The organism is Dolichospermum planctonicum, assembly GCF_005402965.1.
GTDB classification, from domain to species: domain Bacteria; phylum Cyanobacteriota; class Cyanobacteriia; order Cyanobacteriales; family Nostocaceae; genus Dolichospermum; species Dolichospermum planctonicum.
Genome location: NZ_BJCF01000046.1, coordinates 1 through 12,960, shown reverse-complemented (window position 1 = coordinate 12,960; position 12,960 = coordinate 1). Strand labels below are relative to the sequence as shown.

At 42.0% G+C, this 12,960-nt stretch carries 4 protein-coding genes, 1 tRNA gene and 1 pseudogene; 2 read left to right on the top strand and 4 right to left on the bottom strand.

Features of this window, described 5'->3' with window-relative positions:
* Positions 1–108: 108 nt before the first annotated feature.
* A pseudogene (locus tag FFO06_RS22485) lies at positions 109–282 on the top strand (zinc ribbon domain-containing protein); the annotation flags it as partial.
* Here the strand turns inward: FFO06_RS22485 and FFO06_RS16895 are convergent.
* The 4 genes from FFO06_RS16895 to gshA all read right to left on the bottom strand — a co-directional run bounded on the left by FFO06_RS16895 (position 242) and on the right by gshA (position 5,451).
* Positions 242–315: transfer RNA gene (locus FFO06_RS16895), tRNA-Met, on the bottom strand. The pseudogene FFO06_RS22485 and the gene FFO06_RS16895 sit on opposite strands and share 41 nt — an antisense overlap.
* Before the next feature lie 171 nt (positions 316–486).
* Entirely contained in the window at positions 487–2,802 is a 2,316-nt protein-coding gene (locus FFO06_RS16890) for a peptidoglycan DD-metalloendopeptidase family protein (protein WP_236097173.1), read from the bottom strand.
* 823 nt (positions 2,803–3,625) lie between these two features.
* A complete protein-coding gene (locus FFO06_RS16885; protein WP_137909079.1) occupies positions 3,626–4,087 on the bottom strand; it encodes a tRNA (cytidine(34)-2'-O)-methyltransferase in 462 nt (153 codons plus the stop codon).
* 203 nt (positions 4,088–4,290) lie between these two features.
* The gene (gene gshA / locus FFO06_RS16880) at positions 4,291–5,451 is read right to left on the bottom strand and encodes a glutamate--cysteine ligase (protein WP_137909078.1); all 1,161 of its coding nucleotides are present in this window, start codon (positions 5,449–5,451) and stop codon (positions 4,291–4,293) included.
* A 402-nt stretch (positions 5,452–5,853) separates the two neighbouring features.
* Between gshA and FFO06_RS16875 the strand changes: the two genes are divergently transcribed.
* Positions 5,854–12,960: esterase-like activity of phytase family protein (locus FFO06_RS16875; RefSeq protein WP_137909077.1), on the top strand; the 7,107-nt coding region annotated here is incomplete at its 3' end.

Genomic DNA, 12,960 nt, shown 5'->3' with positions numbered 1-12,960 from the left:
TAAAACTTTTGTGGTGCGGGCATACTTCGACCAATCTCAGTACAAGTCTTGCCCGCACAAGGTGTACCTCACTCAAAGCTACTTGCTGTAATATAATGGCGACAATTTAGAACGTTATGCGAAAGTAAATCGGAAAAGTTTAATAGGGATTTCCGCGCTATTAGTAGATGGGAAGCAACAAGCCAAATTTGTTTTGATTGTGGCTACAAGTTGGGTAAACTTGATTTAAAAATTTGGAAAATGGCTCAGGTCAGATTTGAACTGACGACCCCAGGCTTATGAGTCCCGTACTCTAACCAACTGAGCTACTGAGCCGCGTTGTTTAACCAACTCTTATTAATATAGCATACGAATTTCCAATTGACAACTATCAATTTGTAAAATTTCCCAAATTTCCCAAATTTCCCAAATTTGCCTAAAACTAAAAAGAGGGAGTTTACCCCCCTCAATTTACCAAAAAACCCTTTAATTCCTGATTATCTGGAATTACAAACGATTTGGCAAGAAAGCGATAGGGTTAACAGCACCCTTACCCGAAGGATGAACTTCAAAATGACTATGAGGTCCAGTGCTGAAACCAGTGCTACCCATAGCCGCAATAGTCTGACCTTGTTGCACCCTTTGACCAGCTTGCACCAAAATCCGGCTGTTATGTCCATAACGAGTTAAACTACCATCATCATGGCGGATATCCACAACGTTACCGTAACCACCGCTATTCCAGCCGGCCTTCTCGACCACACCAGCAGAGGAGGCATAAATGGGTGTACCGACTGAGTTAGCAATATCAATCCCTCTGTGCATTCTTCCCCAGCGCCAGCCGTAACCAGAAGTAAGGACTCCTTTTGCTGGCCAAATGTAACTGGTAGGAGTAGAATTAGATGGGAAATTGGGATTTTCCTCAGTTGTTTTTGGCAAGTATATATCCACTGCTGCCAAAGGTGGTAAAGCTGGAGAGACATTAGTTCCTCGCAATTTACCTAAAGAGTCAGAAGCACTTATTCCAGGAGAAGGAACTGTTAATTTAATCCCAGATGAATTGGGGGCAGAATTCCAGCCAACACCAGTCTTACTGGGCAGAAATTCTGGGTTAATTGGCTCATTGGTAGACCCTGAATCTGTAACTAGAGGCTGAACAGGTTGATTGTTATAGCTGGGTAATATCGCTTTGGGTACAGGAATCTGTAGTCCAACTTGAGACACTACGCGATTATTGGTTGATTCAATAGGAACAGGTACAGACTGGCTATTATTTTTAGAACCTGTAGCAGCCACACCAGATTCTTGAGCGCGGTATTTATAACGCAATCTCTCAATTTCTGCTTGTAAGCTGCGAATACGTTCATTACCTTTACCTTTAGATACCTTTTCCACCGGTTTTGGCGACAAGTTTCTTGGTAATGGAGCATCACCACCTAATCCAAAAGATTCACCCGGAGTGGGTAATGCTTGCGGGATAGCAATAGGGATCTGCCCTTGGTTATAATTTGTTATGGGCGCGGGTGTTATGGGCGCGGGAACATTAATACGGTTAGTGATACTAGGATTGTTATTCTTTTGCCGCTCCCCTGTCACCACTGGTACTGGGATAATTACGCTATTATTAGTAGCACGACTATCAAGAGCTTTAGGCTGCTCTGTTGCTATGGGCGAAGGAACTATAACACTAGTATTGTTAGCAACAAAGGAGTTAGTGTTAAAACTAGGAGTGTTTACAGGATTATCTACTCTATTAACCTTCTCTACCATCTTCGCTGCTGGAATAATTAGGTTTTGACTAATTTGCAGTTGATAAGGATCGCTAAGATTATTAGCTTTAATTAGCTCGGAAACTGAAATACCATAATTGTTAGCTATCTCTGCTAATGTATCTCCGGGCTTAACCTGATATGTTGAAGGAGGCAATTGTGCGGCAACTTTTGTGGAAGTTGATCCAGGCATTGCTATTTGCTGTACCGTCGCACTGGGTTCCTGGTTCTGTTTTAACTCAGTTACAAGTTCAGCTTGGCTCGAACCAGTCAAATTCTTGGACTGTTTTGCGACAGAGTTATTAGATCCAGTGGTTGGCTGCTCTTCATTTATACCAGTGTTTGATCGATTTTGCGTTCTCTGAGCCCGTAACTGTGCCAAACTATTTCTTAACCGGGTTGATTTCTCCTGCAAGCGATTGAGAGCTACCTCTTGCTGTGCTTTTAGTTTGGCATCAACACTTCCACCGGCTAATTCCGCCGCTGCAACCTCGTTAGACAATTGTTGTGCTGCTTCGGTTTCTTGGTTATCGGCTGCTAATGTAGACTGAATTGGGCGGTTGCTCACTCCCTGTGCTAATTGGCTTTGTGAGTGGACAGAATTTTTTTCAGCCGCGTTAATAGGTGAAATTACATTGGATGTAGTTTCTTCTCTTCGAGACGCTTCACTGAGGACAGGTGTGTTGTTGGTGGCAATTTGCCATTTAGCTTCCGGTCCAGGTACTCGTGAAACTACTGTTGGTTCTAATATGACAGGATTTACTACACCCCCTACCTGTGAGATACTTTGGGACTCCAGCTTGGTGGCGGTAAATTTCATCTCAGTCTCAGAAACAACAGAATTTGTTGAAGCTGCTTTTTGACTGTCAACAGGAGCTGCTGCTTGGGCTTGATCACTTTGTCGAGTCACCAAAAGGCTGGCTGCTCCCATGGATATTGCCAAGCCAATCATGGCGGCCTGATGAGTCCGTGACCGGAGGGTTATTTGGGGATTTTTGTCATCAGTTGTTTGCCCTCCCGGGGCATCATCACGGATGGGGCTATTTTTTAACACAGCCTGCCCTCTTTTTTTCAATGCTCGTTTCAAAGACAACCTCCTATGATCAATACTTTTTAACTGACCTTGATTTTTAAGTTAGATATTATTTAATGATTGATATCACATCAAACTACACATCAAGATCACATTCACCAGAGATATTTACGCAAGACTAACCTGCTTCTGGTAATTTGGACAAGTTCATGCACCTTGGTAAATCTGAAAATTTTTGGTGATGCCTTGTCTGAGTCCCTCCTCACAACCCAAGAATGTTAGCTCTTGACAATTATCTAAGCTCATTTGCTGGCGGCAAATAGCACGAACTAAACAAATATCATAGCAAGTCTTGGTCTATTGGCGCTGTTGGCTCATCAGCTTCTGCACAGGCGATCCTCCGGCTTTAACTATTTTCAAGATTTTTTGACTCAATCCGTTCTATCAACAGCACACTTTACGTTTATTATGATCTAAAAAACAACCGTATCTAATATCAGCAATTTTTGCATCTTTCTGTCGTAGTCTTGGATACATATCTCTCATAATCATTAACAGTCAAGGTTTTTGCTAATTTTCTCTCCTGAGGAATCAAAACCTGGAAGCTACAAAAATTTATCCTTGGCAGTCTATTTACTCTCAAAATATCTATACAAATTTCTTATGTCATTTCCCGGATACTTATCCGTATTTATCACTATCTCCACGGCATTTATATTATTTAAATAACAAAAATGCCAGAAGTTTCACCATGATTCCTCTTATCTAGATATTTCTATCACATTTAATCAAAAATTTTGATTCTTCAATATTATTTCTCAATAATATTAATATTGTTAATAGATTATTGTAAGTAGCCCAACTGGCGGCGACATTCAAATAAACCTATGGCTACGCTGACGGATAAGTTTAAGCTCCTGACACCCGGTTCATACATGGGAATATATAGGGTGGAGTCACAGGTGGAAAGAATAGAACCGGGTAAACCTGCTGTTTCACTGCCAAATAATAACCAATCCTCCGCTTGAAATTGAAAATTAATGTAGTTAAAATCACCACGAACACTAAAGCCCAAACACCTACCCCCTCTTTGTTGCTTTACATTTTGAAATGCTTCTATGGATTCATGATAATGGAGTTTAACATAAGGCCAATAATCTAACCCTGCTCTTTTAAGATAGCGATCGCTAATTTCAAATCCCAAGGGTCCGACTAAATGTAATTCCGTGGCTGTGGCTGCACAAGTACGGGCAATATTGCCTGTATTAGGAGGAATTTGCGGGTTCACTAAAACTATCTGCGGCATCTTTTTGAATCTTAGTCGTCTATTCTAGAAATTCTTTTCATCTCAAAATCTATCAAAATACAGAGGCGATATATAGTTTTTTTTTATATGTCAAAAGTATTTTCCATTGATTAGTTTTTTAAATCACACCAGGTGATTTGATAACCAAATCTGAGGGAGGGTACAAAGTTGATGATCCCTCGTCCCCCCACCTCCTCTTTTACCTATTCCCTGACAGATAAACATAGTTTGCTTTCTAGTTCGGTTTCCCGTTCCTGAGTCGTCAGAATCGCTTGAGCAATTACACGCTGAATTTCAACGCCTATTTTATGTAGTTGTAACCATTGTTGAGCTTCATTACCTGTTTGTAGGATATTTTGCAGTGGGGCCAAAAAACAGCTAAAGCCGTGTTGTTTGGCAATACCCCAAATTTCTTGGTCGAGTTCTCTGATCCAATCCCTAGCCAGAATACTATTACCATCTTGCCACCGCTGCAATCTAGCGTCAAGACTATCCGTGGCAGCAGCCATTTCGTTTTTCATGGTTAAGGTGATCAGTTCTTCGGGAGAAAAAGGGCTTTGAGTTAAGGGATCAATGCTAGGATTGTCAATAATTTGGATTAACCGCGCTTCTAGCAGAGCAGTCATTGCTAATAAAGCAATGGGATCTGTCACTAAATCACAGATTCTCAATTCTAAACGATTTAGATCATAAGGACGGCGATCGCCATTTGGACGCACTGATATCCATAAATGCCTTACATTTTGCATCTTACCCGCGTCTAATTGTTCATTAACCCATTGAATATGATGGGCATGACTAGTAAATAAGGGTACATGATCGGGAGTTTGCGGGAATATGCCCCAGCGAGTGGAATGATAACCAGTAGTTTTACCATCCAGGAAAGGAGATGAAGCACTCATGGCTAGGAAGAGAGGTGCTTCCATTCTGATCACCCGACAGGCACGCATTAATACCTCTGGATCACTAATACCGATATTGATATGGACGCTGGCAGTCACCACCTTTGTCCCATAGGTTTGTTCAATGTAGTCATGATAGGGATTAGTGGGGTCAGAACGGAAAAAGCGTTGGTTCATGTCCCCGGAGGCATCTCTGCCTGGCAAGGACAAGGTACTACCCGGTATTAAAGTGTAATTATCCAACTTTTGTAAATAATTCCGTAACTTTCTTCTAGGACCTAATAAAGCGCACAATAAATTCTCATAACTCGTCGAGGGCTGAGTTATGTACTCCACATTGCGGCTATCTGGTTCACGCATAAAACCATCTAAATCGGAAATAATTTTGTCCGATAGTCCCACAATTTCACCTTGAGGCGTACCAGTATACATCTCAATTTCAAAGCCTTTTGATAAAATCATGTTATTCTCCAAAGCTGCTGGTAATGTTTATAAATTGTATCTAATTAGACGATTTTTTGCACTTGTTTGGTATATATAAGTTTTTTGACTTTATTTGACTTTATTTTATTTATAAGGCTTAGTCAGCAGTGATGAAAGAATGAACCACGATCAAGCTTGCAGCGAAAATATTCCCTAAGGATGAGAAAGAAAGTTTCAGATATCTAATCTAATTTTAACCGATTATTCTATTAAGCTTATCTTTCCCTTAATCTTTGAATGTCATTATTTGAATTGTTGCTGTTACTGGTTATGAAAACCAAGCTGCTGGAGATTTGGGAAAGATAGAGTTAACCAAATAGCTTGAACAAATAACTTGAATAGCAATGCAAAAAACTAAACAAAAATACAAACATCTTCAGTATGGCAATTCAGAACGGAAGAACAACCGCTCCTGCTTACGTCAATAAACTTCCCCAAGGCGCACAATATGCCCTTGTTCCTTTATTGACTGTAGGTGACGAAGTTCCTTTATTACAAGGTGCTTTTGGTTCTTTTACTACCAGTGCTACTGATAAATTTGCTTTCACAGGCATTCCCGACGGTTTGGGAATTTATGAGACAGCCACAGGTTACTATGTGTTTGTCAGTCACGAATTGGGTAGCACTACCAAGTCAGATTTTTCCACCACAGTCACAGGACAAATCACCGGAGCGAGAGTTTCCCTATTCCAATTCGATAAAAACTGGAAAGTTATCGGTGGTAAAAACCTAATTGAAAAAGCCGTTGATAGTACGGGAACTGAACTAGGCAAAATCACCTTTACTACTAGCGGAGCAGATATTGTCAGCCTAACCTCCACCATACCAGGTTTTGGTCGCTTCTGTTCATCCTTTTTAGCGGAGAGTGGTTTTGAAGGCGGTCCTGTATTCTTCGCACCAGAAGAATCTGACGGTAACAGCCGGGGTTGGGCAGTCACACCCGACGGCACTGCTCAAGCTTTAGATGGTTTAGGACGCTTCTCCAAAGAAAACGTAATTGCAGCATCTCAGTATCGAGCTACTAACTCCAACAAAACGGTATTATTGTCTACTGAAGACACTGGTGATGGCGAACTCTATATGTTCGTTGGTAATCAAACAGCAGCAGATCCCAACGGTTTCAAAGATGGTGATTTGTATGTTCTTAAAGTTACTGACTACAGTGGTGAAACCTTGATAGAAGGGGTAAAGGTAGGCGCTACTTGGGTTAAGGTTGACCGTAGTGTTGTATATAACACTCAAGCAACGGAAGACAGGGCTGATGATGTAGCTAAGACCACTGGATTAGATTTATCTAATTGGGTGAATGCCAGTGGCCGCTCTACCAACTTCCGCCGTTTAGAAGACATAGCAGAAGACCCAAATAATCCTGGTACTTTCTACTTTGTCACCACAGGTACAAATAATAAGGTAGACGGTACTACTACCACAGTAGCAGCAGAAGCAGAAAACCCCTACGGTAAAATGTATCGTTTCAGTCTCAACGCTGCTGACCCCACAGGTGCAATTAGTAACTTTGAATTGGTGTTGACTGGTGGACCCAATACTGGAGTTAGCTACGACAACATTGTTGTTGACAAAAACGGCAAAATAGCCATTCAAGAAGACACCACTGCTTTTGGTGGTAGTGTCATGGCAGCCCAGAACCGCGATGCTCAAATCTGGTCCTATGACATCGCTACCGATACCGTTAAGTCCTTGTTTGAAATTAACCAACAGGCTGCTGGCGCTGCCTATGATATCGGTACTGGTGCATGGGAAAGCTCTGGAATTGTTGAACTACCCCAAAATAGTCTAACTGGTGTAAGTGGCTACTTGTTCGATGTTCAAGCTCACGGTCTCAACAACACTGCTGACCCGAACCAGCCCAATATTCTCAATGGCGCTCATGTAGAGGGTGGACAATTGTTAGCAGCTGTTCCTCAAGTTGCCGACAAGCCGGTAGTCAATGGCAGAACCACTGATCCTGCTTATGTAAAAGTGTTGAGTGGTGTTGATTACAGACTCAATGCACTTTTGACAGCTGGGGATGAAGTGCCTCTATTAACAGGTAGTTTTGGTGCTTTTACCGCTAGTAATACCGAAAAATTCGCTTTTACTGGTACTCCTGACGGACTGGGCATTTATGAAACCGTTGATTCTTACTATGTCTTTGTTAACCACGAATTTGGCAGCACCACAAAAACAGATATTTCTAGCACCATTCCCGGACAAATCACTGGTGCGCGGGCTTCCTTGTTCCAATTTGATAAAAATTGGCGGGTAATTGGTGGTAAGAATTTAATTGAGAAGGTAGTAGATAGCCAAGGTCAAGAAATCAGTAATATCACCATTACACCTGATGGTATTACTCAAACAGGAAATTTTGCTTTCGGTCCATTCTGTTCCAGTTATTTGGCAACTTATGGCTTTGAAGGTGGCCCAGTATACTTTGTCCCAGAAGAGTTTGGTAACGGTCGTGGTTGGGCTGTAGCAACGGATGGAACTGCTCAAGCTTTAGACGGTTTCGGTCGCTTTTCTAAGGAAAATGTAATCGCAACATCTCAATATCGGGCTACTAACTCCACTAAAACGGTACTACTGTCATCAGAAGATTCTGGAGACGGTGAACTGTATATGTTTGTAGGTAATCAAACAGCAGCAGACCCCAATGGCTTCAAAGACGGTGAACTGTATGTCCTCAAGGTGACAGGATATGACTACGAAACCTTGGCGGAAGGTACAAAGGTCACGGCCACTTGGACAAAGGTTGATCGGTCAGTGATTTACGATACCAAAGGTACAGCAGACCGTGCAGATGACCAGCCCTGGACTAGTGGTACTGACTTGACTAACTGGGTAAATGATGTCACCCGTTCTACTAATTTCCGTCGTCTTGAAGACATCAGCGAAGATCCTAACAATCCAGGTACTTTCTACTTTGTCACCACTGGTAATACAAGCACAATCCCTGGTACAACTACTGAGGATAATGCTTACGGTAAGGCTTATCGCTTTAGTTTGAATGCGGCAGATCCTACGGGAGAAATTAGCGATTTTGAATTGGTGCTAACTGGTGGTGCAAACACGGGGATTAGCTACGATAACATCGTTGTTGATAACAATGGCAAACTCTTACTACAAGAGGACACAGCCGGTCGTGGTCCTGAAATAGTCAATGCTCAACAGCGCAATGGTCGTATTTGGTCTTATGATATCGCTACCGATACCGTGAAACCTCTGTTTGAAATTGACCAGAATGCTCAAGGTACGGCATTTAACACCTCTTTTGGAAACTGGGAGACATCCGGTATCGAAGAAACTACGCCTAATTCCCAACTTGGTCGCAGTTCCTATTTATTTGATGTCCAAGCTGGTGTTCGCAATGGTTTAGACCCCAACCAGTTGAATGTCCTCAATGGTAATCATTCAAATGGTGGTCAATTGTTGATTGCTACTCCAGTACCAAATGTTGAGTTGCTAGGGTTTTCTGCTTTACCTGCGGATACTTTTGCCGAAGGGCCACAATCTGGTAATGGTATTTCTGCTAATGGTAAAACTGGTCCATTCCCTGGTCAACCAATTCAAGGTTTTAGTGCTGTTCAAATTGGCAACAATAACAGTTTTTACTTCCAACCTGATAATGGTTACGGTGCAAAAGAAAATAGCGCTGACTACTTATTACGGATTTATCGTGTAGATCCAAACTTTAGGGGTACGGAGAATGGAGACGGTAAAGTTAAGGTTTTAGATTACATCCAATTCTCTGACCCAGACAGGAAGATTACTAATTTCACTATTGTCAATGATGCAACGGCGGCTAGAAACCTGACTGGTGCAGATTTTGATATTGAGTCTTTTGTTTTTGATAAGGATGGCACTATCTGGGTTGGTGAAGAATTTGGTCCTTACCTTCTACATTTTGATGCTACTGGTAAGTTACTAGAAGCTCCCATTGCTACACCAGATAGATTTAAGACTCTAGACGGCACAGCGCCCGATGTTCTTGGTCATAGGGGAGCGAGTGGCTATCGTCCAGAACACACCTTAGCTGCTTACCAGTTGGCAATTGAGCAGGGTGCTGATTTTGTTGAGCCTGATTTGGTTGTTACTAAAGATGGTGTACTCATTGCTCGTCATGAACCTGCTTTGGCGATTTTGAATGCTGATGGTTCTGTAAATACTGGTAATACAACTACCAATGTGGCTACTATTGCTAAATTTGCAGATCGGAAAAAGACTGTAATTTTAGATGGAACGTCGGTTACGGGTTGGTTTGCTGAAGATTTTACTTTGGCAGAAATTAAGGAATTACGCGCTATTGAGCGTCTGTCTTTCCGTGACCAGTCTTTTAACGGTCAATTTGAAATTCCTACCTTGACGGAAATTATTAATTTAGTTAAGGGAGTGGAAGCCAATACAGGTAAGAAAATTGGTATCTACCCCGAAACCAAGCATCCGACCTATTCGCTTTCTGAAGCTACTTATGTAGGTACAACTACTAAGATTAACCGTAATCTGGGTCAGATCCTCATAGATACTCTGAAGGCAAATAATTTCACTGATCCTAGTCGCATTTTCATCCAGTCCTTTGAAGTTGGCAACCTCAAGGAGTTGCATGATACTATCATGCCGGCTGCGGGGGTAAATATCCCGCTGGTTCAACTTCTAGATGCCAGTGGTATTGATATCAATGGCAATATTATTGAAGATAAACCTTACGACTTCATTGTTAGTGGTGACTCTCGCACCTATGGCGATTTGCGGAGTTCTCAAGGTTTGGCTGATGTTGCTAAATATGCTGATGCCATTGGTCCTTGGAAACGGATGATTGTCAGCGTTAAGGGTACTGATGCTAATGGCGACGGCAGAGCTGATGATGTGAATGGTGATGGTACGGTTAATGATGCTGATAGAACTACACTAGCTCCTACTAGCTTGGTTCTAGATGCTCATAATGCAGGGTTGCTGGTTCATCCTTACACTTTCCGTAATGAGGGACGCTATTTAGCGGCAGATTACAAGGGTGATCCTAAGCTAGAGTTCCAACAGTTCTTCCAATTAGGTGTAGATGCACTGTTTACGGATTTTCCTGATACAGGCGATACTGTCAGAGACAGATTAGTTGGTGATGCTGGGTACAACATTGTTCGTTCTCCCCAAAATCCTGATGTCCTGGCAGGAACTGCTGTTGCTAATTTAGGTCGCTCTAAGGGTTTTGAGGGTGGTGCAATTAACGCCAGCAAAACTAAGATCTATATGCTCCTAGAGGGTACGGTTCAAGGTGATGCTGCGGGTGCTTTACGGATTAATGAGTTTGACATTGCCAGCCGCCAATACACTAGTAGGGAATTGTTCTACAGGTTGGATGATGCAGGGAATGCTATTGGTGATATCACAGTCATTAATGATAATGAGTACCTGGTGATTGAGCGGGATAATAATCAAGGAGATGCTGCTAAGTTCAAGAGAATCTTTAAGATTGACTTGTCTAGAGCAGATGCCAATGGTTATGTAACCAAGGAGGAAGTTGTAGACTTACTCAACATCAAAGACCCCAACGACATTAACGGAGATGGCAAAACTACCTTTACCTTCCCCTTCGTAACTATTGAGAGTGTTGTAGTTATTGACAAAAATACGATTTTAGTTGCCAATGACAACAACTATCCTTTCTCAGTCGGTCGTCCTCCTGCGGTAGACAACAATGAACAAATTTTGTTGAGGTTGGAGAAACCTTTAAACCTGGTCAACAGAATCAGTATTAATGATGTGACTGTGGTGGAGGGATCTGTAGATGTAAATGCTGTAGTTACAGTTACTCTGAGTGAAGCTAGTAATACTGTGGTAACGGTTGACTACGCTACCAGCGGTGGTACTGCTACTTCTGGTACTGATTTCACTGCTGCTACTGGTACTCTCACCTTTGCGGCTGGGGAGACAAGCAAGACTATCACTATTCCTGTTAGGGCTGATGCGATCGCTGAAGCTGACGAGAAGTTTACCATCACATTAACTAACCCTGTTGGTGCAACTATCCCCTTTGTTACTAGCACTGTCACTATCACTGATACTGTTACTTCTGGTTTTACTGCTACTTTAGCAGCAGCAAAAACCAATCTAATTTTGACTGGTGTTAACAACATTAATGGTACAGGTAACGATGCTAATAACATCATCACTGGCAATAGTCGAAATAACAGACTCACTGGTCTTGCGGGTGATGACACTCTGATTGGTGGTGGTGGTAATGACACTCTGCTTGGTGGTTTAGGAGACGACACTTATGTTGTTGACAGCACAGGTGATGTAGTTACAGAAGTAGCTAATCAAGGTACGGATTTAGTCCAATCATTTGTTACTTACACTCTGAGCGATAATGTAGAAAGCCTCACTCTGACTGGAATAGCTAACATTAACGGTACTGGTAACAGCCTGGATAATACTATCACAGGTAACAATGGGAATAACACCCTCAATGGTGGAACTGGTGCAGATACCCTGATTGGTGGTGTGGGTAACGACATTTACGTTGTTGACAACACAGGTGATGTAGTTACAGAAGCGTTGAATGGAGGTACAGAACTGATCCAATCATTTGTCACCTACACTCTGAGCGATAATGTAGAAAACCTTACTCTGACTGGAACTACAGCGATTAACGGTACTGGAAACAGCCTGAATAATACCATTACAGGTAACACGGCTAATAACATTCTTGATGGTGGTTTAGGTAATGATACCCTTAATGGTGGTTTAGGTACTGATACTTTGATTGGTGGTTTAGGTAACGATATCTATGTTGTAGATAGCACAACTGACACCATAACGGAAAATCAGGGAGAGGGTACAGATAGAATTCAATCCAGTGAAACCTTTACTCTTGCTACCTTCAGCAATATCGAAAACCTCACTCTCACAGGAACAACCGCTATCAACGGTACTGGAAACAGCCTGAATAATACCATCACAGGTAACACGGCTAATAACATTCTTGATGGTGGTTTAGGTAATGATATCCTTAATGGTGGTTTAGGTACTGATACTTTGATTGGTGGTTTAGGTAACGATATCTATGTTGTAGATAGCATAACTGACACCATAACGGAAAATCAGGGAGAGGGTACAGATGGCATTCAATCCAGTGACACCTTTACTCTTGCTACCTTAAGCAATATCGAAAACCTCACCCTCACAGGAACAAACGTTATTAACGGTACTGGAAACAGCCTGAATAATACCATTACAGGTAACACAGCTAATAACATCCTTGATGGTGGTTTAGGTAATGATACCCTTAATGGTGGTTTAGGTAATGATACTTTGATTGGTGGTTTAGGTAACGATATCTATGTTGTAGATAGCATAACTGACACCATAACGGAAAATCAGGGAGAGGGTACAGATGGCATTCAATCCAGTGTCGCTCTTGCTCTTGCTACTTTCAGCAATATCGAAAACCTCACTCTTACAGGAACAACCGCTATCAACGGTATAGGTAACGATACC